31 protein-coding genes are annotated in these 26,220 nt (G+C 65.1%); 19 read left to right on the top strand and 12 right to left on the bottom strand.

The genetic code is table 11. The annotated features are described in order from the left end of the window. The first annotated feature begins 86 nt into the window (after positions 1–86). The 5 genes from A0U87_RS04595 (at position 87) to A0U87_RS26420 (ending at position 4,171) form a co-directional block, all read left to right on the top strand. On the top strand, positions 87–947 hold the full coding sequence (locus A0U87_RS04595; protein ID WP_004212781.1) for a type IV toxin-antitoxin system AbiEi family antitoxin: 861 nt from the start codon (positions 87–89) through the stop codon (positions 945–947). Beyond that, positions 944–1,870, top strand: a complete 927-nt coding sequence (locus tag A0U87_RS04600; protein ID WP_004212782.1) for a nucleotidyl transferase AbiEii/AbiGii toxin family protein — start codon at positions 944–946, stop codon at positions 1,868–1,870. The genes A0U87_RS04595 and A0U87_RS04600 overlap by 4 nt, the downstream gene beginning before the upstream one ends. Positions 1,871–1,949: 79 nt before the next feature. Then, positions 1,950–2,609, top strand: coding sequence for an SOS response-associated peptidase family protein (locus A0U87_RS04605; RefSeq protein ID WP_004212783.1), 660 nt, complete (start codon positions 1,950–1,952; stop codon positions 2,607–2,609). 48 nt (positions 2,610–2,657) lie between these two features. Then, the gene (locus A0U87_RS04610; protein WP_004212784.1) at positions 2,658–3,302 is read left to right on the top strand and encodes an SOS response-associated peptidase family protein; all 645 of its coding nucleotides are present in this window, start codon (positions 2,658–2,660) and stop codon (positions 3,300–3,302) included. A gap of 641 nt (positions 3,303–3,943) precedes the next feature. Further along, on the top strand, positions 3,944–4,171 hold the full coding sequence (locus tag A0U87_RS26420; RefSeq protein WP_004212785.1) for a hypothetical protein: 228 nt from the start codon (positions 3,944–3,946) through the stop codon (positions 4,169–4,171). Between the two features lie 21 nt (positions 4,172–4,192). Here A0U87_RS26420 and A0U87_RS04625 read toward each other — a convergent pair whose 3' ends face one another. The 8 genes from A0U87_RS04625 to A0U87_RS04655 all read right to left on the bottom strand — a co-directional run bounded on the left by A0U87_RS04625 (position 4,193) and on the right by A0U87_RS04655 (position 9,058). Next, complete coding sequence (locus A0U87_RS04625; protein ID WP_137405249.1) at positions 4,193–5,329, bottom strand: relaxase/mobilization nuclease domain-containing protein; 1,137 nt, start codon at positions 5,327–5,329, stop codon at positions 4,193–4,195. Next, a complete protein-coding gene (locus A0U87_RS04630; protein ID WP_004212787.1) occupies positions 5,326–5,856 on the bottom strand; it encodes a hypothetical protein in 531 nt (176 codons plus the stop codon). Before A0U87_RS04630 ends, A0U87_RS04625 begins: the two co-directional genes overlap by 4 nt. Positions 5,857–6,109: 253 nt before the next feature. Continuing rightward, the gene (locus tag A0U87_RS04635) at positions 6,110–6,322 is read right to left on the bottom strand and encodes a hypothetical protein (protein ID WP_230588560.1); all 213 of its coding nucleotides are present in this window, start codon (positions 6,320–6,322) and stop codon (positions 6,110–6,112) included. 59 nt (positions 6,323–6,381) lie between these two features. After that, a complete protein-coding gene (locus A0U87_RS04640) occupies positions 6,382–7,278 on the bottom strand; it encodes a ParB/RepB/Spo0J family partition protein (protein ID WP_004212789.1) in 897 nt (298 codons plus the stop codon). Next, positions 7,278–8,042, bottom strand: a complete 765-nt coding sequence (locus tag A0U87_RS04645; RefSeq protein WP_137405250.1) for a ParA family protein — start codon at positions 8,040–8,042, stop codon at positions 7,278–7,280. The genes A0U87_RS04640 and A0U87_RS04645 overlap by 1 nt, the downstream gene beginning before the upstream one ends. A gap of 27 nt (positions 8,043–8,069) precedes the next feature. Further along, on the bottom strand, positions 8,070–8,246 hold the full coding sequence (locus tag A0U87_RS26105) for a hypothetical protein (protein WP_004212791.1): 177 nt from the start codon (positions 8,244–8,246) through the stop codon (positions 8,070–8,072). A 2-nt stretch (positions 8,247–8,248) separates the two neighbouring features. Beyond that, positions 8,249–8,662: a hypothetical protein gene (locus A0U87_RS04650; RefSeq protein WP_137405251.1), complete on the bottom strand. Its 414-nt coding sequence runs from the start codon at positions 8,660–8,662 to the stop codon at positions 8,249–8,251. Positions 8,663–8,665: 3 nt separating this feature from the next. Continuing rightward, positions 8,666–9,058, bottom strand: a complete 393-nt coding sequence (locus A0U87_RS04655; RefSeq protein ID WP_004212795.1) for a DUF3768 domain-containing protein — start codon at positions 9,056–9,058, stop codon at positions 8,666–8,668. Positions 9,059–9,237: 179 nt separating this feature from the next. Between A0U87_RS04655 and A0U87_RS04660 the strand changes: the two genes are divergently transcribed. Beyond that, positions 9,238–9,663, top strand: a complete 426-nt coding sequence (locus A0U87_RS04660; protein WP_230588558.1) for a hypothetical protein — start codon at positions 9,238–9,240, stop codon at positions 9,661–9,663. A 111-nt stretch (positions 9,664–9,774) separates the two neighbouring features. Here the strand turns inward: A0U87_RS04660 and A0U87_RS04665 are convergent, their stop codons facing one another. Together A0U87_RS04665 and A0U87_RS26110 are read right to left on the bottom strand one after the other, a co-directional pair. Beyond that, entirely contained in the window at positions 9,775–10,293 is a 519-nt protein-coding gene (locus A0U87_RS04665) for a hypothetical protein (RefSeq protein ID WP_099234223.1), read from the bottom strand. Between the two features lie 49 nt (positions 10,294–10,342). After that, entirely contained in the window at positions 10,343–10,507 is a 165-nt protein-coding gene (locus A0U87_RS26110) for a hypothetical protein (RefSeq protein ID WP_004212805.1), read from the bottom strand. Between the two features lie 296 nt (positions 10,508–10,803). On the opposite strand from A0U87_RS26110, the gene A0U87_RS04670 reads away from it, so the two are divergent. Continuing rightward, the gene (locus A0U87_RS04670) at positions 10,804–11,217 is read left to right on the top strand and encodes a thermonuclease family protein (protein WP_004212806.1); all 414 of its coding nucleotides are present in this window, start codon (positions 10,804–10,806) and stop codon (positions 11,215–11,217) included. Positions 11,218–11,370: 153 nt separating this feature from the next. Here the strand turns inward: A0U87_RS04670 and A0U87_RS04675 are convergent, their stop codons facing one another. Then, positions 11,371–11,796: a DUF1810 domain-containing protein gene (locus tag A0U87_RS04675; RefSeq protein ID WP_037509379.1), complete on the bottom strand. Its 426-nt coding sequence runs from the start codon at positions 11,794–11,796 to the stop codon at positions 11,371–11,373. Between the two features lie 192 nt (positions 11,797–11,988). On the opposite strand from A0U87_RS04675, the gene A0U87_RS04680 reads away from it, so the two are divergent. From A0U87_RS04680 to A0U87_RS04690, 3 genes are read left to right on the top strand one after another with little or no spacing between them, the layout of a single operon-like run. After that, positions 11,989–12,720, top strand: a complete 732-nt coding sequence (locus tag A0U87_RS04680) for a hypothetical protein (protein WP_004212811.1) — start codon at positions 11,989–11,991, stop codon at positions 12,718–12,720. Beyond that, positions 12,641–14,200 (top strand): DUF6504 family protein, encoded by a 1,560-nt coding sequence (locus tag A0U87_RS04685; protein ID WP_066858781.1) that lies wholly within the window; start codon positions 12,641–12,643, stop codon positions 14,198–14,200. The genes A0U87_RS04680 and A0U87_RS04685 overlap by 80 nt, the downstream gene beginning before the upstream one ends. Further along, positions 14,197–17,514 carry an error-prone DNA polymerase gene (locus A0U87_RS04690; protein ID WP_066858779.1) on the top strand — a complete coding sequence of 1,106 codons (3,318 nt, stop codon included), beginning with the start codon at positions 14,197–14,199 and terminating at the stop codon, positions 17,512–17,514. Before A0U87_RS04685 ends, A0U87_RS04690 begins: the two co-directional genes overlap by 4 nt. Before the next feature lie 286 nt (positions 17,515–17,800). Here A0U87_RS04690 and A0U87_RS04695 read toward each other — a convergent pair whose 3' ends face one another. Then, a complete protein-coding gene (locus tag A0U87_RS04695) occupies positions 17,801–18,679 on the bottom strand; it encodes a LysR family transcriptional regulator (RefSeq protein WP_031297874.1) in 879 nt (292 codons plus the stop codon). Between the two features lie 96 nt (positions 18,680–18,775). Here A0U87_RS04695 and A0U87_RS04700 point away from each other — a divergent pair, with 96 nt between their 5' ends. The 9 genes from A0U87_RS04700 (at position 18,776) to A0U87_RS04740 (ending at position 26,081) form a co-directional block, all read left to right on the top strand. Next, entirely contained in the window at positions 18,776–19,585 is an 810-nt protein-coding gene (locus A0U87_RS04700) for a type 1 glutamine amidotransferase domain-containing protein (protein ID WP_240700502.1), read from the top strand. Continuing rightward, positions 19,585–20,043 carry a VOC family protein gene (locus A0U87_RS04705; RefSeq protein WP_137405252.1) on the top strand — a complete coding sequence of 153 codons (459 nt, stop codon included), beginning with the start codon at positions 19,585–19,587 and terminating at the stop codon, positions 20,041–20,043. The genes A0U87_RS04700 and A0U87_RS04705 overlap by 1 nt, the downstream gene beginning before the upstream one ends. Further along, a complete protein-coding gene (locus A0U87_RS04710; RefSeq protein ID WP_170978357.1) occupies positions 20,043–21,149 on the top strand; it encodes an NADH:flavin oxidoreductase/NADH oxidase in 1,107 nt (368 codons plus the stop codon). Before A0U87_RS04705 ends, A0U87_RS04710 begins: the two co-directional genes overlap by 1 nt. Continuing rightward, a complete protein-coding gene (locus A0U87_RS04715) occupies positions 21,146–22,297 on the top strand; it encodes an L-dopachrome tautomerase-related protein (RefSeq protein ID WP_137405254.1) in 1,152 nt (383 codons plus the stop codon). Before A0U87_RS04710 ends, A0U87_RS04715 begins: the two co-directional genes overlap by 4 nt. 76 nt (positions 22,298–22,373) lie before the next feature. After that, positions 22,374–23,114 (top strand): SDR family oxidoreductase, encoded by a 741-nt coding sequence (locus A0U87_RS04720; RefSeq protein ID WP_137405255.1) that lies wholly within the window; start codon positions 22,374–22,376, stop codon positions 23,112–23,114. A 111-nt stretch (positions 23,115–23,225) separates the two neighbouring features. Continuing rightward, entirely contained in the window at positions 23,226–23,519 is a 294-nt protein-coding gene (locus A0U87_RS04725; RefSeq protein WP_136187716.1) for an antibiotic biosynthesis monooxygenase, read from the top strand. Between the two features lie 102 nt (positions 23,520–23,621). Then, the gene (locus A0U87_RS04730) at positions 23,622–24,041 is read left to right on the top strand and encodes a heme-binding protein (RefSeq protein WP_136187715.1); all 420 of its coding nucleotides are present in this window, start codon (positions 23,622–23,624) and stop codon (positions 24,039–24,041) included. 299 nt (positions 24,042–24,340) lie between these two features. Further along, a complete protein-coding gene (locus A0U87_RS04735; protein ID WP_009823884.1) occupies positions 24,341–25,480 on the top strand; it encodes a glutathione-independent formaldehyde dehydrogenase in 1,140 nt (379 codons plus the stop codon). Between the two features lie 31 nt (positions 25,481–25,511). After that, positions 25,512–26,081, top strand: a complete 570-nt coding sequence (locus A0U87_RS04740) for a type 1 glutamine amidotransferase domain-containing protein (protein ID WP_137405256.1) — start codon at positions 25,512–25,514, stop codon at positions 26,079–26,081. The last annotated feature ends 139 nt before the right edge of the window (positions 26,082–26,220 follow it).

The following is a 26,220-nucleotide window of genomic DNA, read 5'->3' on the forward strand; positions in this document are numbered from 1 at the left end:
GCATTCTGTTCGTCTGAAGCGAACGAAATCGCGATATTATAAACTGATCCTTGTCAGCGGTTCAGAAATACGGCAATTTGTTCGGTATGGACGGACAAAGGCGCCAGACTCTGAACCAGCTTCTCACGGCGTTGCCGCCGGGTCTGCTCGTGGATTCGGCGTGGTTGCAGGCGCAGGGCGTCGCCCGCACATCGGTCCATGATTATGTTCGGCGCGGGTGGCTCGAGCGCGTCGCGCCCCGGGTCTATCGGCGCACGACGACACAAGGTGCCGCAGCATCGCTGCGATGGGACATGGCAGTGATGTCGGCGCAGCGGACCGCAGCCGGCGAACTCTATGTGGGCGGCATAACCGCTCTCGAGCTCCATGGTCTCGGGCATTTCGCCCGGCTCGGCGGGGAACGGACGGTCCATCTCTACGACCCGGACCATGCAGCCCCTTCCTGGCTCGCGACCTTGTCCACCAACGCCCAGCTCGTGATGCACCGACGCACGCTGTTCGAGGCGTCGGACCTCGGCATCGACTGGCACCGCCTCGATCTCGGCACTACGCGGCTCGGCGATGTGGCGGCCTCGCCACAGGCCAGCGAAGCCTGGGATCATTTCCTCCGCGTCGCCAGCGCCGAGCGTGCGACGATCGAGCTGATGGACGATGTGCCTGCGAGCCTTACCTTCGACCATGCCGACAAGATCTTCGAGAACCTCACGACCCTTCGTCCCCGGCTGGTGACGGACCTGCTGAAAAGCTGCACGAGTATCAGGGCCAAGCGACTGTTCCTGTTCTTCGCCGATCGTCACGCGCATGGCTGGGCGAAGCGGATCGATCGCGACGTCGTCGATCTGGGCCGGGGCAAACGCCAGCTCGTACCCGGTGGCCGACTGGACACACGGTATCAGATCACGGTGCCCGAAGCCTTCGGCCCCAAAACCGAAAGTGAAGACCAATGACGGCGCAGATCTATGCGGACCAGGTACGACTGCTGGTCCGCGCCATCCCGGAAATCGCGCAGGAGGAGATCTTCGCGCTCAAGGGCGGAACGGCGATCAACCTGTTCGTGCGGGATCTCCCACGCCTGTCGGTCGACATCGACCTTGTCTACCTGCCGGTTGCCGATCGCGAGAGCTCATTGCAGGCCGTGAGAGACGGGCTCGAACGGGTCGCGGGCCGTCTCGAACGGGGTGGCCGCATGGCGGTCGAGCGTCGCCTGCTTCCCGACGGCAAGCGTCTTGTCGTCCAAGCCGACGGTGTGACGATCAAGATCGAGGTCTCGCCGGTCTTGCGCGGAACGGTATTTTCGCCTGCCGTGCGATCGGTCAGCCGCGCGGTCGAAGACCGTTTCGGTTTTGCCGAGATGCAGCTGGTGTCCGAGGCAGATCTCTATGCGGGCAAGATCGCGGCCGCGCTCGACCGCCAGCACCCGCGCGATCTGTTCGACATTCATTTTCTCTTCGCCAATGAAGGGATCAGCGATGACCTCTTCAAGGCGTTCCTCATCTACCTCGTCAGTCATCCGCGCCCTGCCCATGAGTTGCTATGTCCGCACCGGCTCGACATCCGCGATCAATATGGTGCGGAGTTTCTCGGCATGACCGTCACGGACCTGCCGCTCGAGGCGCTGCTCGACGCGCGCGAGCGCCTGATCAGCGAACTTGGCGAACGGGCGCGACAGCCCGCCAACAGGCGCTTCCTCATGTCGTTTCACGAACTCGCGCCCGATTGGTCGGCGGTCGGGCTCGATCCGGAGATTGCCGAACTGCCTGCGCTGCGGTGGAAGGCGATCAATCTCGAGCGTCTACAGCGCGAGAACCCGGACAAATTCGCTGGCCAGCTCCGCGCTCTTGGCGACTGCATCGGCGAGGAGACGGCGTAAGCCTCGCCCGTTTTGTTCCATCTATGTTCCGTGATAAGCTCTCGCATCGATTCGTTTTGTGAGATGCGAGAGGTGAGCCATGTCACGGCTCTACACAGTCATCAGTACAGCTGCCGACATCGCCGCGCATTTCAATGCCGAGGCGAAGGCTGATCTTGTCGTCCCTTCGGAGACTGTCGAGGCACTGCCAGGCCTGGTCATCTTCGAAAAGGGCGGCCGTCGGATCCTGCGCGAAATGGACTGGGGCTTTCCGCGGCTCACCCGTGAGATGCGCGAACGGGACGAGCCGCCAGGCCGGATCGGTCTCGTCGCCGACCTGACCAATCCGCTGTGGGACAGCATGGTCGTCCACCCGCAATATCGCTGCCTCATTCCGCTCACCCATTTCGCCAATCCGCACGGCGATGCGAGAGCCAAGACGCGCAGCTGGTTTTCGATCGTCGACCGGCCCCTTCTTGCCTGGGCGGGCTTCTGTCGCAACGTGCCGGACTATGGGCCGGTCTATGCCGGCATGACGATGGACGCGAACAGCGCGGTCATGCCGTATAATGATCGCATGCCCGTGCTGCTGGAGTCACAGGATTATGCGCGCTGGCTGGGCGGCAGCATTCAGGATGTCATCGGCTTCCAGTTTCGCCCGCCCATCGCGGCCGAGCGGATGCAGGTACTCGATAGTGACGATCTCTGGCGCAGCGGCGATCTGCCGGTTGCGCTGCGCCCGCAAATGGCATTGCTCTGAGCGTGGCAGTGAGCAAGAACCCGTACAGTCGCCTCGCCGAGGGTAGCCATGTGTAATCTCTATACCGTGCGCAAAAGCGCTGCCGAGGTCGCCGCCCATTTCGGTGTTGCCGCACCGGCGTCGTTCAACACGCCCGAGGAGACCCTGCCGGGATATCCGGGAATGGTGGTGCGCGAGGCCGATGGCGAGAGGGTACTTGAATCGATGGTCTGGGGCTTTCCCCGACCCATGAAGAGCAAGAAGACCGGTGTCCCGATCAAGCCGAAGCCGGTCAACAATATCGCTGATCTCACCAACTTCATGTGGCGGGGGATCGCGCCCAAGCCTCAGTGGCGTTGCCTCATTCCGCTGACGGGATTTGCCGAGGCAGAAGGCGAGAAGGGATCGATGACCCGGACCTGGTTTCGCGTGAAGGATGCCCCGATCTTCGCTTGGGCGGGGATGTGGCGGCACAGCGATGAATGGGGTGCAGTCTATTCGGGACTGATGACCGATGCGAACGCAGCGATCGCACCGGTCCACAACCGAATGCCCGTCCTGCTACAGGAGGACGAATATGATCGATGGCTGCACGGCTCGCTCGCCGATGTTGAAGCGTTCCGGGATCGGGTGTTCCCGGACAAGTTGATCGAGATGGACAGGACCACCGAGCTGTGGTCGCGCCGCGCGGCAAAATCGGCGGAGACGAACTAGCCAGCGCCAGTCAGGCGCGAAGACCCCTGCGCGCCATTTCCGACCTCGCCATGCGTCCGAGCGGCGCTGTGTCGCTGGTCCCAAATATGTCCTCGAGATCGAGAAGATCTTCGTCGCCAAGCGCCCCGATCGACTGCTCGATCTCGCGAAGGGTGGAGATAGCGCGGGTGTCGCGTCGAGCCCGCCATCGAGAGTGAAGGCGTTTCATGGCGCGAGAGTAGCAAGGATGCGCGCGCCCAGCAGCGTATCGCGTTCCCTTTCCCCTGTTGAAAATTCGAATTGGCGACGTCCTAAGTCGCCTTCGTGATTGCAAATTCGACCCGATCTGGCCTAATTGACCTTGCCCGTGGAGACATGGGTGGAGGCGTCGAAACCTTCAAAAGCGAGAGCCGGTCCCAGCTATGGAGACCGGGTGGCGGACGCGTATGTCCAAGGCCACCCGGCCCAAAGGCGGCCGCGCCTGTCTCGTTTCAGGTTTCGAACACCCGGTTCCAACGCCGGCACGCCTCATAATTCAGGGCGTGCCGCCGGCTGTCCGGAGAAGATGGCTTCGGGGTGGCGCGAGCGCTCGACAAAGGGAACTGGAGCGTGATCAACGACCTGAGCTTTGGTGGACGTCTGTCCGTCTCTCCAGCTTTTTGATGGAGCCTGAAGACAAGGATCCGGTCGTCAGCGCGATCGGCGGGACCCTCGGGATCATCGGCGCTCTACTGGCGCGCGCTGGCGTCGCATCCCTGGAGGAATTTGCAGGCGCTCTGAGCGTCTATGCGCGCGTCACGCGCGAGACCGATCCCGATCAGGCCGAAATCCTGGACCAATGGGTGTCGATGCTACGTACCCTCGCGGCCCGCAGCGCCCCGCCCAACTAGCGGCGCGGCGCAACCGATCGCTCAGCGTTCCCGGTCACGCGGCTTGTGCGGCTCCCGGTCTGGCTTGTCCGCAGCCTTGGATCCCATCTCTGGCGTGCGCTCCCCCTGCCCGGCTGCGCGCTGCGCCATCATGATCTCACGCGCACGGGCAAGGCGCCGGGACACGGCCGGCGGCATGGCGGCCACGAAGCTGGTCACATCCTGCGCCAGCGCCAGATCCTCTTCCTTGCCCGTTGCCGCGAGCGCGGCGGCCGCCTGCGCATAGGTCGCACGAATGAACTTCTGACGGCCAAGCGCCGCCACATCCTCGGCCCTGCGTTCGGGCTCGGCAGAGTTCGCGAAGGTTTCAGCGCGCTCTTCGGTCAGGCGGTGAATGTCGAGCCCCTTGCCCTCTCCTGCGCCAAGGCCGTCGGTCCGCGCGTCGAGATGCCGCGCCGAAGAGCGGATGCGCTTCTGGACATGGCCCCGCGCCCGGCGCGGCGTGGCTTCGGCGGCGCCCCCCCGCTCGCGCAGCTCATGCGCAAAGCTTTCACGCCAATGATGCAGGTCGGCTTTGCGCGGATTGAACCGGGTGCCGTCCTCGCCCTGGGTGGCGACGGTCAGATGAACATGGGGATGGTCCGTGTCGGTGTGCAGCGCGACCATATAGGCAAACTGCCCCTCAAACTCGACGCGGGCAAAAGCCTGAACTGCGTCATGGATGGTCGCGGCATCGGTCGTGCCGCCCGGCATCGACAGCACCATCGACATCGACGTCGGCCGATCGCGTCCAGTCGGGTTCATCGCATCGTCGAGCATCGCCCAGTCGCTGGCGATTGCCTTCAGCCGCTTCTCGTCGGTGATGATCTCGCCTTCACTGCTGCGCACCTCGAGTTTGCCATGCCGCGAGATGTAGCCGAAATGCTCGGAGAGATGCGCAGGCCCCCGCTGCTTGCCCGAGATCTTGACCATGACCTCGGGCGCCTTGCGCACGATGCGCTCGAGCTTGGCGCGCGCCTGCGCGGGCGTGAGCATGGCCGAGCCATCACCGCCCGCACTGCTCCGGCCGCCCCGTATCCGCAACGTCGCGCCTTTCAACGTACGCTTGCCGCCGCTCGGCGGGCGCCAGGCCTCCATCAGGCTCGGGAGCGGCAGGACGTCTTCGTCGCCGCCGCTCATGCCGGCGTATCCCAATAGCTCGCATCGCCCTTGAGCGCCTGGCCCAGCGCCGCGAGCTTCTTGTCCACATCATCGCGGAAGGACGCAACGCGAGCGGCCTCCCGTGCGAGGTCGAGGCCGGAATCGACCATCGTCGCGGCGTGCAGAGCGTGGACCGCCTGATTGAGGTTGATGCCGATGCGGTTGAGCTCGCGCCAGGACTGCGCGATCGCCGCGCGATCGGGACGCGGTGGCGGTGCCTTGCCGAAGAGACGCCGGCGCAAAAGGGCAACGATCCATTCGGTGCGCTTGAGGCCACGCGCCTCCGCCGCCGCATCGAGCAAGGCCAGGTCGCTCGGGGTCAGGCGAACCTCGACCCGGCCCGTCGTGCGCTCGCGAGGCGCCGGCACCACGACATCGTCCGCGTTCGTGCGCAGCGCCTCGTCGACCAGCCCACGCAGCAGTGCCGAGCGGCCGCCGCGGGAGGCTGCCATCGCATCGAAGCGCGCCGCGAGATCATCGGGCAGGCGGAGGCCGAAAAAAGCCATGCGCCATCCTATTGTTAAACATCCCCGGCGACAAGCCTATCCGGCCCTCACCTTAATTGACCCCTTCCATAGTCTGCTCAAGCAGACTCGCAGCCTCTCTGGAAGAAGCGCCTCACCGGCTGCGCAAGCAAGCCCGAAATGATCGTTGAAAAGAAAATGGCGGCATCCCTGAAGGAGGGATGCCGCCATCATTCGATCTGAAAATTCAAGCTTACTGACGCGGAGTGAGTGGTGCTGTTGGCCGGGGCCAGCGCTACCCATCATTGTCCGGGTGCGGCGGGTTGGCCTCGTCGATCAAGCGCTGGATGGCCGCGATCGGCGTATCATCCTCGAGCCGGATCATCGCGCCGCAGGAACAGGCAGCGGCTTTCTGCAAGCGCATCTGCCGGTACGGAACACTCAGTTCGGCTCCACATTTCGGGCAATCCACCTGTGCGCAGATATCGTCCAGTTCGCCGGTCATCATGCCTCCTTGCGCGAAGCGACTCATCGCAGGTTGAGAAACAGCCTACTCCAGTCCAGCGCTCATTCGAACGACAGATCGCGCGAGGCGACCTCACCCTCATCGCCGTCATCGAACACCACCCGAACGCGCTCGGGCAATATGAGCCGGGCGGATCGGGCGCCGACCATCACCTTGACGGGGCTGGGCGCCACGATCGGACGCGCGTGCCCTGCCCGGCCCGTCGGCTTGGCTGGCGATGGTGCGGCGGGCACGGCTGCCGGCGCGGTGGGCGCAGGCGCGGAACCGGCATCGACCGCACCCTTGAGCGAGGCAATGAACCGGCTACCTTCGGCAAGCGTGACGCCACGCTCGCCCAGTCCTGCGACGAACCCGCGCACCTCGACCGGATGCTTGCGGGCGGCGCGGTGGAGATCGTAGAGGACGCGGATGGGGGCCTTGTCGATCGCCTCGCGCAGATAAGGCTCCATCTCGCCATAGGCTGCGTAGAGCGAGACGAACTGCTTGGACCGGCCGAGCGCCTTGGCGATCTCGGCCTGGGTCTTGCCCTGCGCCAGCATGCGCTCGACGCCAAGCGCGAGTTCACGCGACGAGAGGCTGGCGCGCTGATCATTCTCGACGATCTGATCGGCGAGGACGTCACCGCCCTCCCCCGCTTCGCTGACGATCGCCGGAATGGTCGTCTTGCCCGCCGCGAGCGATGCGCGGTAGCGCCGTTCGCCCATGCGGATGACATGTTTGCCGTCCGCATTCCTGGGGCGAACGATGATCGGCTGCAGCACGCCGCGCACCTCGATCGACGCTGCAAGCTCGGCGAGTTCCACTTCGTCGAAGTGCGTGCGCGGATTGCCGGGGTCGGGCATCACCCAGTCGAGCGGCAAGTCCTCGACGCGCCGTGCGCTCTCATGCGCGCCCACGAGCATTCCGAACTCTTCGGCGCGCTGATCGAATTTGCCCATCAGGCGCTCTCCTTCGCCCGCGCATCGACGCGCCGTTCTACTTCGGCGAGGATCGAGCGGATCTCGTCCGAGGCCGCCTTGGCGCCGCTGCCCGTTTCATGCCAGACCGCATGATGGTTCTCGGCCGAATGCTTGTAGGTCGGGCGCGCCTTCACGAAGGCCGGGAACATGAGCGCCGGGCCGACCGCCTGGGTGAGCTTGACCGCATTGTCCATGTCCCGCTTGTCGAAGGCATTGACCATCGAGGGCAGCAGCCCGAGGAAATTGACCTTGCGCCCGCCGCGCGCGCCCTCGGCCTTCTTGAGCGCGGTCAGCAGCATCTTGGCGCATTCCAGCGAATCCTCGGCGACCTGAACCGGCGCGATGACTTCGTCCGCGACCGCCATCGCGCTCAAGGTGAGCTCGTCCCATTTGGGTCCGGTGTCGATCACACAATAATCGAAGTGGTGAGGCAGCTCGCGGAAGCGGACGATAAAGTCATGCACGTCCTGCGCGGCCTTGACCATCTCGAGACGCGGATCGGCCGCGAACACGGTGATGCCGGCTGCGTCGTCCAGCGCCAGTTTTGCGTCGGGATCGAACAGGTCGGCGGAAAACCAGCCGGTCCGTTCCTTCGCGAGCCGGCGGGTCGAAGATCCCTGCGGATCGAGATCAATGAACGCGACCCGCCGCCCTGCCTGCTCGGCCAGATACCAGGCGAGATGGGTTGCAAAGAAGGTCTTGCCGACGCCGCCCTTGAGCAGGCTGATGACGATGGTCTTCACATCATGTTTCCCTGCCAGGCGCCGCGCTCAGAAATCGTCGCCACCGTTGCGAAGGTTGCGCTCATAATGGTCGCGCGCCGACCAGTCCCCGCCGCCGCTGCCGAACCGGGGGCCGACATCGCGGAACAGATAGACGGTGAAGGCGAAGCACGCGAAACCGAAGAGGATCGCGTGATCGGGATGCTGGGAAAAATATTCCGCCATGATCAGTCTCCTGTAGCAGCCGCGGGCCGGGGCTGCCGGCCGCGTTGGTCGCGAAGTTCCGCATCGGGGACATCAAGACCATAGGTTTGCTTCAGCGCGTTCATGACGAGCGCGCGGATGGTGATATTATCGTGGTCGAGCGCGAGCCTCGCGATCGCGGCGTGCATCTGCGGGGTGACCCGCAGCTGCAGAAAGGCCGAGCGCCGTTCCTCGCTCCCCTGCCCCTCCGTCACCATATGCTCTCTCTCCTCTCGCGCTGCCCGGATGATCCGCGCCCACCGTATTGAATTCAATACGGTCGCGATGAGGCGTCTCCCCGGCACGACCGGCGCAGCGCGCACCAAAGTCTGCTCGAGCAGACTTTGCCCGGCACCGCCTTCATGAGGAGGGCTGGCCCCGCCGCGCGGGGCCAGCATGGCTTAATACTCTTGCGCGAGAAGAATGGTCAGCACGCGCGTGGTGACATTCTCGTCGGTCGGATCGGGCGAGCCGAACTCCAGCGCGCGGTCATAATAGTCGATCTTCCAGTAGAGCACCGCGTCGCGGAAGGTGAACCGGCCGAAATCGCGCTCGCCATGCGGATCCACGTCGGGACCGAAGCTGTCATAGTCGCGGATGGTGCGCAGCAATTGCGCCCGGGCCTGAAAGTTGCGGAACAGGCTGACGTCGCCGATCAGGCTCTGAACGCCGATGGTCATGACCACGCGGTTATGGCCTGGCTGGGTGAGTGAGCGGCGCAGCGCGTCATTGAGCTGGGCGATGGTTGCAGTGCGATCGGGCTGCGAAGAGGTATGGCTCTGATGCTCGGGCATGCGATCTGTCCTGTGCGTTCGAAACCCCGCCGATCGGGGTCTTTCAACACGGGCCGGCGCGCCGGGGCACAGCAGGCTCGCGCACCCGTAGGGTCGCAACGGCAGTGGAGAAGCCCGGCCACGGGCTTGCGCGGGACAGCGCCTCGGCGAGACCCGGACATGGTGATGACACCCGAGCTTTGGGCGGCACACAGGAACAGGTGATTTCGCTGGACGGGCATCAGAATGCTGGACCGGACGGTGACGCGGACTATCATTGCCCGATGACCGCTGCTCTTCACATCCTCTGGCCTGTCGCGCTGCGCAGCATCGGCGCGATGCAGCGGCACAAAGTCCTGGTGCGCAGCCAATGCCGGCGGTGCGGGGCGCTGATGCGTGTCGACCTGGACGACATGGTCGCGCGCCATGGCAGCAGCGGTTCGCTCATCGACGTACAGGAGCGCTGCCGCATGGTCGCCTGTGACGGTGCGGCCTTCTATCTGGCCTCGCCCGGCTATGGCGGTCCATGGCGAACATTGCTGGGCGATCCCGGCCTCGCCGAGGGCCTCGCCAATGGCGTCGCGCCGGTCACGGCCGAGACGCTGCTTGGGCCGACCGCCCGCTAGAGCAATCGCCTTTCCAGCAAGGGATCGTTACCCGGCAGGGCCGAGACCCGGCACGGGGCTCGGGGCGTCAGCCTAGAGCCCGGTCCGGCGCAGCCGGTGCCCCGACCTCCCTCAATCCAGCGGACCGAACAATCTGGTCAGGATCAGATCGAGCGTCGCGACCTTCTCGAATTGTCCCTTGGCGATCACCCGGTGCATCGGTCTTTCGTTCTTCTTGCCCTGCGCCGTTCCCTTGGCATGGCGTGCGACCGGAAAGCCGCGAATATCGGGCAACGGCACATCGGGCGCATTGCCGAACCAGAGATAGGACAGGAGATCGAGGTCGGGTGACACCACGATCCAGATGATGCAGCCGCTCGGCTTCTCCATGAGTTTGAGGTTTGCGGTCACGCGCGGCGCCCGCCCGCCCAAGGTCACCGTCTTGAACTGGATATGCCGGGTAATCGCCTTGTAGCTCATCACCAGATCATAGCCGCCGGCATCGAACTCCGAGCGCAGCACCTCGACTCCGGTAATCCCGCGCTGCCATAGACGCCGCAGCGCCTCGCCTACAAAGACATGCTCGACAATGCGCTCGCGCAGGGTCGAGTGCAGATAATGGGCGCTGGTCTGGCTCGGCAGGTCTTCCAATGGCAACGGATCTCGAAAGGCGGCGGGGGCGGCAGCCCCCGCCTGATTGTCAGGCGAAGGGATCATATTCGTTGAGCACGGCGACGTCGCCATCGAAGTCGTCGGCGGTGATGACGGCGAACTGCGTTCCGATTGCGATGACCATCGTGGCGGCCATCAGGGTCTTCGAGAGAGTGAGTGCGCTTTTGCGGGCGGTCCCAAGATCGGTGAACATATCGAGGCTCCTTGTGGTGCCGGCGGGTTCATCCCCGCTCGACTGGCGCCCGAAGCGTCGCTCCCGTGGCCGCGATCACCTTTTGGCGGCACGGCAAAAGGCCGTAGCGTGAGCGTACGGACCCTTTACGGGTTGATCGAATAGGTCCGCGGGAGCGACCAAGGATTGCGCCTCAAAGAGCGGGGTGATCCCGTCGGCCGGCATGAGACGTCCCGCCACCGACCCCGTCGCCCAGGATGCACGCCGCGCCGGTTGCCCCTTTGTTCGTGATGGTCAGGACGGCTAGAGCGGGGCCGATGACCCTTTCCTACCGACACGCCCTCGCAGCCCTGTTGTTCGTTTGCTCCCTGTCGAGCGCGGCAGCGCTCCCCGCCGCGACCGGCAAAATCCGCTCTGTGACCGACGGCGACACCTTTCGCCTGATGAGTGGCGAGCGGATTCGGATCGCCGATATCGATGCGCCCGAGAGCCGCGCCGGCCAGGCCAAATGCGCTGCCGAGCTCGCGCGCGGCAAGGCGGCGACCCGCCAGGCGAAAGCCCTGCTCGATGGCAAGACGATCCGCTTCGAGCGGATCGGGCGCAGCTATAATCGCACTGTCGCGCGCGTCACGCTCGACGGGCGCGATCTGGCCGCAAGGCTGATCAGCATCGGCGCAGCACGGCCCTGGCTGCGCCGCCAGCCCAAGCCCGACTGGTGCCGCGCGCGATAGGCGTCACGGCGCCTATGCTCAGGTCCAGAAAGAGGAAGAAATGGACCCGCCGGAACGGGGGAACCGGCGGGTCCGTATCAGGGGCCGCATGAGCGGGGGGAAACAAGCGGCCTCGTCTTTTAGAACCGATCGACGCGCGAGCGGTTCCTCGCCTCAGCGCGGGGCCAGGCGCGCCAGCGTCGCTGCATCGGCCTCGCCGCCAAACCAGCGATCGAGCGCGGCCGTGAACAGCCCCCCGCCCCCGGCTTCGACGAACAGGGTGAGGGACGAGCGCAGCTTCAGCGCATCGATGCCACCGAACACCGCCTCGGCACTGGTGCCGGTGAGGTCCTGCAGCGCCGCCACGCAATCGCGCAGCCGGGCACCCAGCACCGGGTGCGCAAGATAGGCGCGCGCCTCGTCGAGTGATGCGATCGCGTAGCGCCGCGCCATCTCGCTCGACCCGAGACCGGCGATCTGCGGAAAGATGAACCACATCCAGTGACTGCGCTTGGCGCCGCGGCGGATCTCGCCAAGGGCCGTGTTATAGATCTGCGCCTGTGCGGCGACGAATCGGTCAAGGTCGAAAGAGGCGGTCATGATGATGCCGTCATAGCCTGCGCGCAGGCGCGCGCCGCCCGGCCGCAAAATTTTTTCTCAAAGATGAAATGCCCGCTCCCCCGCAACTTGGGCCCTCCTGTCAACAAGTCGGAACGGACCCGGTGCTTGACTCTCGATCGCAGCAGTATGAACAAAAAGAGAACATATCAAACCCCGAGTCTTTTGAATGCCATGCGTGAAGCCACCGTCCTTGATCAGCTGCGAGCGCATATTGCGCAGATCGAGGGCAAAGGCGTATGCCACGCAACCACGCCGTTCGGGATCGAGGCGATCGACGCGCGCCTGCCGGGCGGCGGTATTGCCGGCGGCGCGCTCCATGAGGTCGCGGGCAGCCCAGACCTTGCCGACGATGCAAGCGCGACGGTGTTCCTGGCCGGCATTCTCGCGCGGATGGAGGGGCCGGTGCTGTGGTGCCTGCGATGGCGCGACCTGTTTGCCCCCGCGCTCCACCTCGCGGGACTGCATCCTGACCGGGTGATCTATGTCGAGGCGGGCAGCGACACTAATGTGCTGCTCGCGATGGAGGAATGCCTGCGCCATGCCGGGATCGGCGGCGTCGTGGGCGAGATCGGCAAATACAGCACCACCGCCTCCAAGCGGCTGCAGCTCGCAGCCGAAGCGTCGGGCGTGCCGGCTTTCATCTTCCGGCGCGCGTCGAAAGTCGCGCAAGCGGCCGAGGGCACGGCGGCGATCACGCGCTGGCGGGTGACCGCGAGCCCGAGCGAGGATCTCGGCATCCCGAGCCTTGGCCGTCCGCGATGGCAGCTGGCGCTGGAGCGCGTACGCGGCGGTAATCCGCACGCATGGATTGTGGAGGGCTGCGATGCGACGGGTCGTATCGGTCTACCTGCCGCACTGGTCGACCGACCGGCTGCGGCGGGCGACAGCCAAATCGCCGCCTGAAGGGCGTTGCAGCACCACGCCCGACGGACCGCTCGTCACCGCAATTCCTGACCATGGCCGCCGGATCGTCGCGGCGGTGGATGCTGCCGCACGCGCGCTCGGCGTTATGCCCGGCATGACCGTCACCAAGGCGCGGATGCTTGCGCCCGAACTGGAGGTCATCGACGCGCTGCCCGACGCTGACATGGACGGCCTGCGGCGCCTCGCCCTGTGGGCCGGGCAGCGCTATTCGCCGATCGTGGCGCCCGACGCCCCGGACGGGCTGTGGATCGACATCACCGGCTGCGCCTCGCTCTTCGGCAGCGAAACCGCCCTGCTCAAGGATCTGCATCGCCGCATCGCGGCCTTCGGCGTCGCGGTGCATATCGCGGTCGCCGACACGGCGGGCTGCGCGCACGCGGTCGCACGGCATGTCCGCGACGGCAGGCCCGTCGTCATCGAACCGGGGCAACATCGCAGGGCGATGGAGCTGCTCCCGATCCCGGCGCTGCGGCTCGAAGCCGAAATCGTCGAGGGGCTGCGCAAGCTTGGCTTCGAGCGGGTCGAACAACTGCTCGGCGCACCCCGCGCGCCGCTCGCCAAGCGGTTTGGCCGCAGCCTGCATCGCCGTCTCGACCAGGCCATCGGACAGGTCGCCGAACCCATAGAGCCGATCTTTCCGGAACAGATGCCGCGTGCGCGGCGCGGTTTCATGGAGCCGATCGCGACGCCCGAGGCTTTCGCCCAGGTGATCGGCGATCTCGTCGCCGACATTGTCGAACAGCTTGTCCGCGCAGGACGCGGAGGCAGGCGTCTCGATTGCTATTTCCACCGTGTCGATGGCCATTGTCAGGTCATCCGCATCGGGACGGCGACGCCGAGCCGGGATGCGGGGCATCTCGCCAAATTGCTCTGCGCGAAGATCGAAACGGTTGAACCGGGTCTTGGCATCGAGGCGATGACGCTGCTGGTCTCGCTGATGGAGGCGGCCGCGCCGCGACAGGGCGAAAGCCTCGAACAGCTGGGCCGGCGCGGGCCCGATCTGGCTGCGCTGGTCGATACGCTCGCCAACCGCTTCGGCTCCAGAAACCTGCACCGGATGGCGCCTTGCCCGAGCGGCATGCCCGAACGCTCCGCGACCGGCGCGCCGGCGTTGGGTGAGGCGCGCGGCATGGGATGGGACGATGATCTGCCCCGCCCGGCGCGTATGCTGGCCAAACCAGAACCGATCGAGGTGATCGCGCTGTTGCCCGACGATGCACCGCGCATGTTCATCTGGCGCGGCAAGCGATACCGGGTGACGCAGGGCGACGGTCCGGAGCGGCTGCATGGCGAATGGTGGCGCGATGGCGGCATCGAGGGGCGACAGCCGCTCAGCGTGCGCGATTATTATCAGGTCGAGACGGTGAGTGGCGGCCGCTATTGGCTGTTCCGCGCCGGCGACGGCGAGAGCGCCGCGACCGGCCCGATGCGCTGGTTCATCCACGGCGCCTTCGCATGAGCGCGGGCAAACCGGGCTATGTCGAACTGCAGGTGACGACGCATTTCAGTTTCCTGCGCGGGGCATCGAGCCCCGAGGATCTGTTCGCGACGGCAGCGGCGATGGAGATGCCCGCGCTTGGCGTCGTCGACCGCCATTCGGTCGCCGGGATCGTGCGCGCATGGGACGCGGAGCGGCAGACCGGCGTCCGCGCGATCGTCGGCTGCCGGCTCGATCTCACCGATGGCACCGCCCTCCTCGTCTATCCCACCGACAAGGCGGCCTATGGACGCCTGTGCCGACTGCTCAGCATCGGCAAGACGCGCGCGGGCAAGGGGGCCTGCCATCTCGACTGGTCGGATGTGGCCGACTGGAACGAGGGACTGCTGGCGATGCTCGTCCCCGACCGGGCCGATGCCACGACGCAGGCCGCGCTGGCGCGCACGAAGCGGCTGTTTGGCGAGCGCACCTATATGGCGCTGTCGGTCCGGCGGCGGCCAAAGGACGCAATCCGGCTGCGCGACCTGTCGCGGATCGCCGCCGCCGCAGGCGTGCCGACGATCGCGACCAACGACGTCCTCTATCATGTGCCCGAACGCCGCCAGCTGCAGGATGTCGTCACCTGCATCCGCGAGAAATGCACGATCGACACGCTGGGCCGCACGCGCGAGCGGTTCGCCGACCGTTATCTCAAGACCGGCGCGGAGATGACGCGGCTGTTCCGGCGCTATCTCAAGGATAGCAGCCCGGTCGCGCGCAGCGTGGAATTCGCTAGGCGCTGCGCATTCAGTCTCGACGAGCTCAAATATCAATATCCCGACGAGATCCAGGTGCCCGGCCGCACCCCGCAGGAAGAACTGGAACGGCTGACCTGGGAGAAGGCGCCGATGCGCTATCCGCAAGGCGTCGACAACAAGGTGCGCCGGCAGCTCGAACATGAGCTCCAGCTCATCGGGCAACTCGATTACGCCCCCTATTTCCTGACCGTCCATGCGATCGTGGCCGAGGCCCGGCGGCGCGAGATCCTGTGCCAGGGGCGCGGGTCAGCGGCGAACAGCGCGGTCTGTTATGTCCTCGGCATCACCTCGATCGATCCGGTGCGCTCGGAATTGCTGTTCGAACGCTTCGTGTCGGCCGAGCGGCGCGAGCCGCCCGATATCGACGTCGATTTCGAACATGAGCGGCGCGAGGAGGTGATCCAGTGGATCTACGAGACCTATGGCCGAACGCGATCGGCGCTCACCGCCGTCGTGACCCGCTTCCGGGCGCGCGGCGCGGTGCGCGAAGTCGGCAAGGCGCTCGGCCTGTCGGAGGATGTGACGGCGGGTCTGGCCGGGGCGATCTGGGGCTATAGCCGCGAGGGGGTGGAGGAGAAGCACGCGCAGGAGCTCAACCTCGATTTGAGCGACACCCGCCTCGCGCTGACGCTCGACCTCGCCCGCCAACTGATCGACACCCCGCGTCATCTGTCCCAGCATCCCGGTGGCTTCGTGCTGACCCGTGACCGGCTCGACGAACTGGTGCCGATCGAACCGGCGGCGATGGACGATCGCCAGGTGATAGAATGGGATAAAGACGATATCGATCTTCTCGGCTTCATGAAGGTCGATGTGCTTGCGCTCGGCATGTTGAGCTGCATGCGCCGCGCGTTCGAGTTTCTCGAGAACGACAAGGGGCTGCGGCACGACCTCGCGACCATCCCGGCCGAGGATCCCGCGACCTATGCGATGATCCGCAGGGCCGACACATTGGGCGTCTTCCAGATCGAGTCCCGCGCGCAGATGGCCTCGATCCCGCTGATGGCGCCCAAAACCTTCTACGATCTCGTCATCCAGGTCGCGATCGTGCGGCCCGGCCCGATCCAGGGCGACATGGTCCATCCCTATCGCCGCCGTCGCAACGGCGAGGAGGAGGTGACCTATCCGACCGAGGAATTGCGCCGCGTGCTGGAAAAGACGCTCGGCGTGCCGCTCTTTCAGGAACAGGCCATGCGCGTGGCGATCGAATGCGCGGGCTTTACGGCCAGCGAGGCGGACCTGCTGCGCCGTGCGATGGCGACGTTCAAATTGACAGGCGGCGTCAGCCATTTCCGCGACAAGCTCATCAGCGGCATGGTCAGCCGGGGCTATGATCAGGAGTTCGCCGAGAAAACTTTTAAGCAAATTGAAGGCTTCGGCTCCTATGGCTTTCCCGAAAGCCATGCCGCCAGCTTCGCGCTGATCGCCTATGCCTCGTCCTGGATGAAATGCCATCATCCCGACGCCTTCTGCGCGAGCCTCCTCAATGCGCAGCCGATGGGTTTCTATGCCCCGGCGCAGATCGTGCGCGACGCGCGCGAGCATGGCGTCGAAATCCGCCCGATCGACGTCAATGCCAGTCGCTGGGATTGCACGCTTGAAGAGGGCCGCGGTCGCTACAAGGCGGTGCGGCTCGGCCTGCGCATGGCGCGCGATCTGGCCAATGCGGATGCAGCGGCGATCATCACCGCGCGGGGCGGCAGGCCCTATACCAGCATCGAGGAAATCCAGCACCGTGCCGGTGTCGGGCGCGGCGCGCTGGACCGGATTGGCGATGCCGACGGGTTCGGATCGCTCGGCGCCGACCGGCGATCGGGCCTCTGGGCGGTGAAGGGCCTCGGGAACGCGGCGCTGCCGCTGTTCGCAGCAGCGGACGAGCGGGCCGGCAAGCTGCGCGAGGAAGCGATTGAGCCCAGCGTCATCCTGGCCGAGATGGGTGAAGGCGCGGAGGTGGTCGAGGATTATCGCGCCTCAGGTCTGTCGCTGCGCGCGCATCCGGTTGCGTTCCTGCGCGACGAGCTCAAGGCGCGCCGGATGATCACCTGCGAGCAGTTGCGCACCACGCGCGACGGGCGCTGGATCGAACTGGCCGGGCTGGTGCTGGTCCGCCAGAAGCCCGGCAGCGCCAAGGGCGTGATGTTCATCACGCTCGAGGATGAGACGGATGTCGCCAATCTCGTCGTATGGACCAATGTCTTCGAGAAGAACCGCCGCACTGTCCTGGGCGCGTCGATGATGGGGGTGCGCGGTCAGGTCCAGCGCGAAGGCGAGGTGATCCATGTCATTGCGCAGCGGCTCGATGATCTGTCGGGCATGCTGGCGAGCGTCGGACGCCGCACCGACGTCGCCGATATCTACCGGGTGAGCCGTGCGGATATCGTCAGGAACCCGATGGCACCCGACCCGCGCGACCGCGAGCAGCGGCCGCTCGGTCGAGACCCTCGCGACATCTATATCCCCGATCTGCGGTTAGGATCGGGTATCATCCCGGGCCAGCCAACCGAGGGCATCAAGATCAAGCCGCGAGACTTCCGCTGATGGCCGGTAGCCGAACGTCCGGCAAAAAAGCCGGGTTTCGAGGATAATTGCCGCTCACGCGGCGTCGGTTGCCGACCAAGATGCGTCGTTCGCCGGTCGCGCTTTCAACGACAGCTTCTGCCAAAACCTGCCGCTCGGTCGCCGTGAAACCGTCTGGCAGCAATGCGCCCTAAATTCGGACGTTCGGCCTTGTAGCCGACGATCCCGAAAGCCGCCATTCGTTTCGCCAGCGCTCAACTGGTTCAGACCCGACATTGCGCTCACGGCCCAACAGGCGTGGCCACCATTATTTTCGGAGTGCAGCAATCAGGGCGTCCCGAGCCATGGCCACGCGCGGGTGTCGCAGCGATGAGCGTGCCCAGACGAGGTAGTAAGCGTTGCGCGGCACCGTGACCGGGGCAGGTATCTCGATCAGCGTGCAGGCAGCGCGTTCGCTGCGGGTGAGATAGCCAGGCATCACCGTCCAGCCGAGACCCGCGCACAATCCCGACCGTAGCACCCTCAGATCGGGCGCGGTCAACGCGGGCTGGCTCGTCAGCTCGATCTGGTTTGCATGGAGCCAGGTACGCAGCAGCGGTCGGTCGAGGTCGTACGCGAGGTGGGCCGTCCGGTTGAGCCCGTCGGCAAGCGGCAATTCGGCAATCCGCATGGCCACGGCGGGCGAGGCTACGGCGCGCAGGTGCTCTTCGCCCAGCGGATGAAAGGCCAACCGCGGATCTTCGGGCTGCGAGGCGGTGACGGCTAGGTGCACCTTGTCTTCGAGCAGCAAGGCATAGAGCGCCTCGCGCCCGCCGATATGCAGGCGCAGGTCTAGCCCCGCATCCAGCAGCGGCGCCAGTCGGGGCGCGATCATCTCTCCCAGTAGGTCCGACGGCGCGGCGATGTGGACCGTGCCCGAGATGCGCGACGATCGGGCCCGCGCGCTGGCCAGTGCCGATTCCGCCGTGTCGAGGCTGCTTCCGATCGAAGCCGCGAGATCGTCGGCAATCGCTGTTGGTCGAACACCCCGCGAATGGCGATCGAACAAGGGACGGCCCAATTGCGCCTCGAGCGATGCGATGTGCTGCGACGCCGCCGGTTGGGTGATGCCGATTGCCCGGGCCGCCTCGCTCAGCGAACGACGGCGGTAGACTTCAACGAAGGTGCGCAACTGCAGGAGGGACATTGCGGTTCCATAAGCGGATTTATGGCCGTCCGCCATTCCCGCTGGATTTCATGATGCCGTTCCCTGCGTATCTAAGCCGCCGAAAGGAACGATCGAATGCAAAATCGCCGCCAATTGCTGCAAGCCCTCACCGCTGTCCTGGTGGCGGGCGCGGCGCCGGCGGGCGCGTTTGCTCGTGTTCCCGACATCACTAGAATAGGACAACTGACGATGACCCGCATTCTTATGGTGGCCACCTCCGCCGACCGCATGACTCCCGGCACCGAACCGACGGGTGTCTGGCTCGAGGAACTCACCACCCCGTACTACGCGTTCCGCGATGCGGGCGCCGAGGTGACGCTGGCCTCGATCAAGGGCGGCGCCATCCCCGTCGACCAGCGCAGCGTCAACGCCGACGGCGAGAACGACGCTTCGGTCGAGCGCTATCTGAAGGACGAGGCCCTGAAGGCCGAGGTTGCCAGCACCCCTGTATTCACAAGCATCGATCCCGCCGGCTACGACGCGCTGTTCCTGCCCGGCGGCCACGGCACCATGTTCGATTACCCCGGCAGCGACGAACTGGCGCGCCTGGTCGAACGCTTCGATCGCGAAGGCAAGATCGTCGCCGCCGTCTGCCATGGACCGGCAGGGCTGGTCTCGGCGAAGAAGGCCGATGGCACGCCCTTCGTCGCCGATCGCCGTGTCGCGGGCTTCACCGACAGCGAGGAACGCGCGGTCGGCCTCGATCAGGCGGTGCCGTTCCTGATCGAAATGCGCCTCAAGGAACTTGGGGGCAAGCACGAGGGCGGCCCCGATTTTGCCCCCTTCGCCCTGCGCGACGGCAATCTGGTGACCGGCCAGAACCCCGCCAGCGCTACCCGCACCGCGGAGCTGGTGATGGAAGCCCTCAAGGACAAGGTCGCCTGATCATGCGCTATCTCCACACCATGCTGCGCGTCGCCCATCCCGAGGCGGCGATCCGGTTCTTCACGCTGCTGGGTCTAAAGGAGACCCGGCGCATGGAGAACCAGGCCGGGCGTTACACGCTGATCTACCTTGCCGCCGACGAGGATTTCCGCGGCGACGGCGAGCAGGGCGAAGCCGAGGTCGAGTTGACGTACAACTGGCCGCCCGAGGACGGCAGCCCTGCCGAGAAATACACGGGCGGCCGAAACTTCGGGCACCTCGCCTATGGGGTCGACGACATCTACGAAACGTGCGCGCGGCTGCAGGCGGGCGGTGTGACCATCAATCGCCCCCCGCGTGACGGATACATGGCGTTCGTCCGCTCGCCGGACGGGATATCGATCGAACTGCTGCAGAAGGGCGAACACAAGGCTCCGGCCGAACCTTGGGCCTCCATGCCCAACACGGGCGAATGGTGATGGCGATTTTGTTCGAACCGATTGAGGTTGGCGGGCTGCGGCTCGCCAACCGCATCGTCATCGCGCCGATGTGCCAGTATTCGGCAGTCGACGGCGCGATGACCGACTGGCACCAGATGCATCTCGGCCAGTTGGCGCTCTCGGGCGCGGGCGCGCTGACGATCGAGGCGACCGCGGTCAGCCCGGAAGGGCGCATCACCTACGGTGACGTCGGCCTGTACGATGACCGTACCGAAGCGGCGATGCGAAGCGTGCTCGAAAGTGTGCGCCGTTGGTCGGACATGCCGCTGATCATCCAGCTGGCCCATGCCGGCCGCAAGGCGAGCTGCGCCAAGCCGTGGCAAGGCGGCGCGCAGCTTTCCCCCGACGCGGAGAATGGCTGGAAGACCGTGGCACCCAGTGCCATTCCCTTCGCTCCGGACGACCATCCCCCTGTCGAACTGGACAAGCCAGGGCTTGCCCGCATCCGGCAGGCGTTCGCGGATGCCGCCCGGCGCGCCGGCAAGCTCGGCATCGAAGCCGTCCAGATCCACGCCGCGCATGGCTATCTCCTCCACGAATTTCTTTCGCCGATCTCCAACCGGCGCGACGACGAATACGGCGGCAGCCTCGACAACCGGATGCGGTTCCCGCTCGAACTGTTCGGTGCCGTGCGCGAAGCGTTTCCAGCCGACCGCCCGGTGACCGTCCGCGTTTCTGGGACCGACTGGGTTGAAGGCGGCTGGACAGCGGAGGAAACCGCATTGTTTGCACAGGAGCTGGAGCGGCGCGGTTGTTCGGCAATCCACGTCTCCGGCGGCGGCCTCGACCCGCGCCAGCAAATCCCTGTCGGTCCCGGCTATCAGGTGCCGCTGGCGCGGACGGTCAAGGACGCGGTCGCCATGCCTGTCGTGGCGGTCGGAATGATCACCGATCCGCACCAGGGGGAGCGCATCCTCGAAGACGGGCATGCCGACGCGATAGCGATAGCGCGCGCTGCGCTGTGGGATCCGCGCTGGCCCTGGCACGCCGCCACCGCGCTCGGCGCATCGGTCAAGGCGCCCCCGCAATATCTCCGGTCCGAGCCCCACGAAGCGGGCCGCATTCTCAAGGAAATGATCCCATGAAAATCTCCGTCAAACTGCTTCTTGCCGCTGGCGCTGCCCTCTCGCTTGCCGCCTGCTCGACGACCCGCGAGGGTATATCCGCGCCCCAGATCGAACAGGTCGCGACCTTCGATGGCGCGATGCCGACTGGCGTGACCGTCGCCCCCAACGGGCGCATCTTCGTCAACTTCCCGCAATGGGGCGACAACGCGCCGTTCACCGTAGCCGAGTTGGTCGACGGCAAGGCGGTGCCTTATCCCGACGCCACGACCAACCGGCCCGATCCGGCCGACCCGGCGGGGCATTTCATCTCGGTGCAGAGCGTGGTGGCAGACGGCGCCAATCGCCTGTGGGTGCTCGACACGGCGGCGCCCAAATTCTCTCAACCACAGGCCGGCGGTGCAAAGCTGGTGGCAATCGACCTTGCGACCGACCGGGTGGTGAAGACGATCGTCCTGCCTCCCAGCGTGGTGCTGCCCACGACCTACCTCAACGACGTGCGCTTCGATCTGCGTCAGGGCGCCGAGGGCGTCGCCTACATCACCGACAGCAGCAACGCCGGTGTCGGCGGCATCATCGTTCTCGATATCGCCAGCGGGCGTGCGATCCGGCGCCTGTCCAACCATGCGACGACCAATCCCGAACGCGGCTTCACCCCGGTTGTCGACGGCGCGGTGCTGATGAACCGTCCGGCTGACGGCCCCGCGACGCCGGTAACAATCGCAAGCGACGCAATCGGGCTTAGCGCCGACGGCAGCCTGCTCTACTACGGGCCGCTGTCGGGCCGCACGCTCCATGCGGTGCCCACGGCCATGCTGCGCGATCCTGCGGTGACCGAGGAGGAACTGGCCCGCGCGGTACGCAGCCTGGGGCGCAAAGGCGCTTCGGACGGGATTGCCGAAGACGACCGGGGCCGCGTGTTCGCCGGCGATTACGAGAACAACGCGATCCGCGTGCTCGACCGGGGCCGCTGGACGACGGTGGTCAGCGACCCCCGCATCAGCTGGCCCGACACACTGTCGATCGGCACCGACGGCTATCTCTACTTCACCGCCAACCAGCTCCACCGCCAACCCGGCTTCCACGGCGGGCGGGATTTGCGCCGCAAGCCTTACGAGCTGCTCCGCATCCGGGTGGGCGCCGGGCCCGTCCTCTTGCGCTCACAGTGATCCCATCAGGCCGGGCAGGCTCGCGCGGGGCCGCGATCCGGCGAAAATTCAACAACTGACTTGAAGGAATACAATCATGACCAAGGGTATCGAAGGCAAGGTCATTCTCATTACCGGCGGCAGCACCGGCATCGGCGCGGAAACCGCGCGTCTTCTCGCGGAACGGGGCGCCAAGGTGGCCATCGCCGCGCGGCGCAAGGACAGGCTCGACGAGGTCGTCGCGGACATCGCCGCAACTGGCGGCACGGCACGTAGCTACGCGCTGGACGTGACCGACAAATCGGCGGTCCAGTCCGTCGTCGCCGCAATCATTGCCGACTTCGGCCGCCTCGACGTGCTGATCAACAACGCCGGGCTGATGCCGATCCGTCCGATGGCCGAGGTCAACACCGACGAGTGGGACCAGATGATCGACGTCAATCTCAAGGGTACGCTCTACGGCATCGCGGCGGCCCTGCCCGGTTTTCTCGAGCAGGGCAGCGGTCACATCATCAACTTGAGCTCGGTTGCGGGCATCAAGGTCTTCGCACCGGGCGGCACGGTTTACTCCGGCACCAAGTTCGCCGTCAGCGCGATCAGCGAGGGCTTGCGCCACGAGGTGGGTGAAAAGGTTCGGGTCACGTCAATCGAGCCTGGAGCTGTCGAAAGCGATTTGAAGTTCACGACGTCGGGCACTGCTGCCGAGACGGTGCTCGACTTCTACAAGCAGGCCATCCCGGCGGCATCCGTGGCTCGTGCTATCGCGTTCGCTGTCGAACAACCTGATGACGTCGACGTCAACGCGATCGTCATCCGGCCGACCGCACAGCAGTTCTGATTTCGACGAGGAGGCGGGGCCGCATGTGCTCCGCCTCTAGGGGAACGACCGGCCCGTTCGTCCGTTTACTTTGCGGAATGATATCTGCCCGTTTCATTTGAGGAGTCATCAATGCCCAAACTTGCCCTGTATGTACCACTGAAGGCCAAGCCCGGAAAAGAGCGCGATGTCGCCGATTTTCTGACCTCGGCATTGCCGCTCGTTCAAGCTGAGCCGGGCACTCTGACCTGGTATGCGATCGAGGAAGGCCCCGGTGCGTACGCGATCTTCGATACGTTCGACACGGAGGAGGATCGGCAGGCCCATCTTGACGGCAAGGTTGCCGCCGCACTGATGGACAAGGCAGAAGAACTGTTTTCTGAACTGCCGCAGATTCACAAGGTCACCCTGCTGGCCGCAAAATAGCGGAGCGGTCAGCACCCTAGCGCTTCGCTCTCATCGCCCGCGTGGAGGGGCGGGCGCGGCGGTGTTGAGCGGTTTTCCCCGAACTGGCCACGGAGACACGCCATGCACACCATCCAGACGCTCGACCTGAACGACGCGCGGACGATCATCGATGCGGGGATCGCGGGGGCCGAACGGATCGGCAACCCGACGAACATCGCGGTGGTGGCCGCGGGCGGCTGCCTCCTGGCGTTCGCGCGGATGGACGATGCGTGGCGCGGCAGCGTCGACATCGCGATCGGCAAGGCGTGGACGGCGCGCGCGTTCGACGTCGAGACCAAGGCGCTGGCGAAGCTCGCCCAGCCGGGCGCCGACTTCTACGGCATCCATGCCTCCAACGACGGCAAGGTGATGATCTTCGCCGGGGGCGTGCCGATCAAGGAGGGCGAGACGGTGATCGGCGCGGTGGGCGTGTCGGGCGGCACCGGCAAGGAGGACGAGAGCGTGGCCGAGGCAGCGGCGCAGGCGTTCGCGCGCGGCTGAGCTTTGGAGCGCGGCGCCGGCTCAGTCGGTGGCGGCTCGGGCGCCGGGCGCGCCTCCCGCGCGGCGCGGGTCGCCTCCGTTTAGAGCGTTATTCGGCCATTCTGGCCCAGTTATTCAGAAAACCGCCGCGAATCGATCCCAGGATAGCCCACGGGAAGGAACCTCTCAGGTAGCACAAGGTTCAGGAAACTGAGATCACTTGGAAGGGTGCGATGTCCTCCGCCGCTGCGATGGACCGGATCATCAGCAAGGTCTCGATTTGATGACGCGTTGAGAAGAGCTGCGAAAGGAAAGGATCCGTGAAAGCTGTCGTGTACAACGGGCCCAAAGATGTTTCTGTCAGTACCATCGATGATCCCAAGATTGAAAAGCAGACCGATGTTATCATCCGGCTGACCACGACCAATATCTGCGGGTCGGACCTTCACATGTATGAGGGCCGTACCAGCTTCGAAAAGGGCCGGGTCTTCGGTCACGAAAACCTTGGCGAGGTCATCGAAGTTGGCGCTGCCGTAGATCGTATCAAGAAGGGCGATCGCGTGTGCATGCCGTTCAACGTCGGTTGCGGTTTCTGCGAAAATTGCGAACGCGGTTTGACGGGATTCTGCCTCACGACCAACCCTGGAACCGCCGGCGCAGCGTACGGCTTTGCCGAGATGGGTCCGTGGCAAGGTGGTCAGGCCGAGTTGATGCGCGTTCCTTATGCGGACTTCAATTGTCTGAAGCTGCCTGAGGACGCTGAGGAGAAGGAGGATGACTATGTCATGCTCTCCGACATCTTCCCGACCGGTTGGCATGGCGTTGAACTGTCGGGTTTCCTGCCTGGCGAAAGCATCGCGATCTACGGCGCCGGTCCTGTCGGTTTGATGGCCGCGCACTCAGCCGAAATCCGCGGTGCCTCTCAGATCTTCGTGGTCGATTCTCACGATGACCGCCTGAAACTGGCCGAGGCGATGGGCGCTATTCCGATCGACATGCGCAAGGGCGATCCCGCCCAGCAGATCCTTGACGCGACCGGCGGCCTCGGGACCGACCGGGGGGTCGAAGCGGTCGGGTATCAGTGTTGCGATCGGCACGGCAAGGAGCGCAGCAATTACACGATGAACTGCCTCGTCAAAAGCACGAAGGCCACCGGCGGAATCGGTGTCGTCGGCGTGTTCATTCCGGAAGACCCGAACGCGCCCGACGATCTCCAAAAGGAAGGCAAGATGGCGTTCGACTTCGGCAACTTCTGGTTCAAGGGCCAGAAGATCGGCACCGGCCAGTGCAATGTAAAGCACTACAACCGGCGACTGATGAAGCTTATTGAGCAAGGCCGGGCCAATCCTGCCCAAATCATCTCGCACCGACTGCCGCTTGATCAGGCACCAGACGCCTACAAGCATTTCGACGAGCGCGATGCTGGCTGGACGAAGGTTGTGCTCAAGCCGGGCACCTGACCTTAGTCTTCGACGGAATAGGAAATAAATTATGACTTTGGAAGGCAAATCGATTGCCATTCTGATCGCACCCCGCGGGACGGAAGAACCAGAATTCTCGAAGCCCAAGCAAGCTGTCGAGGACGCTGGTGGCAAAGTGACCGTGGTCAGTTTTGAACCGGGCGAGGCTCGCACAGTCAATAGCGATCTTGACGAGGGCGCCAGCTATACTATCGACAAGACATTTTCCGAGGTGAAAGCCGACGATTTCGACGGACTTGTTGTGCCCGGAGGGACTGTCGGTGCCGACAAGCTGCGCGGCAGCGTCGAGGCAATTGGTTTTATCCGGGCTTTCTTCGATCAAAAAAAACTTGTTGCGGCTATATGCCATGCACCCTGGACATTGATCGAGGCGGGCGTGCTTGAGGGTCGCACCTTGACGTCCTACCCGACACTGAGGGTCGATATCGAGAACGCCGGCGGTGCATGGACCAATGAGGAAGTCGTGGTCGACAACGGCCTTGTTACCAGCCGCGATCCCAATGATTTGCCCGCATTCTGTGCCAAACTCGTTGAGGAAATCGCAGAAGGTGTCGGCGTAGCGCCCGCAGCAGGGAATTAAGGCGGGGCGTTTCGACGAAACCATGAGAGGGCCCTCTCCCTAGGGAAGGTCCGCACAAAGCGAGCGTGGCGGATGGCCAGCGATTGGCCGTCCCCCACGCCGCGTATCACACGAACACGGCGCACCTGACGGGCACTCA

This window comes from Sphingobium sp. MP9-4 (assembly GCF_005281675.1).
Taxonomy (GTDB): domain Bacteria; phylum Pseudomonadota; class Alphaproteobacteria; order Sphingomonadales; family Sphingomonadaceae; genus Sphingobium; species Sphingobium yanoikuyae.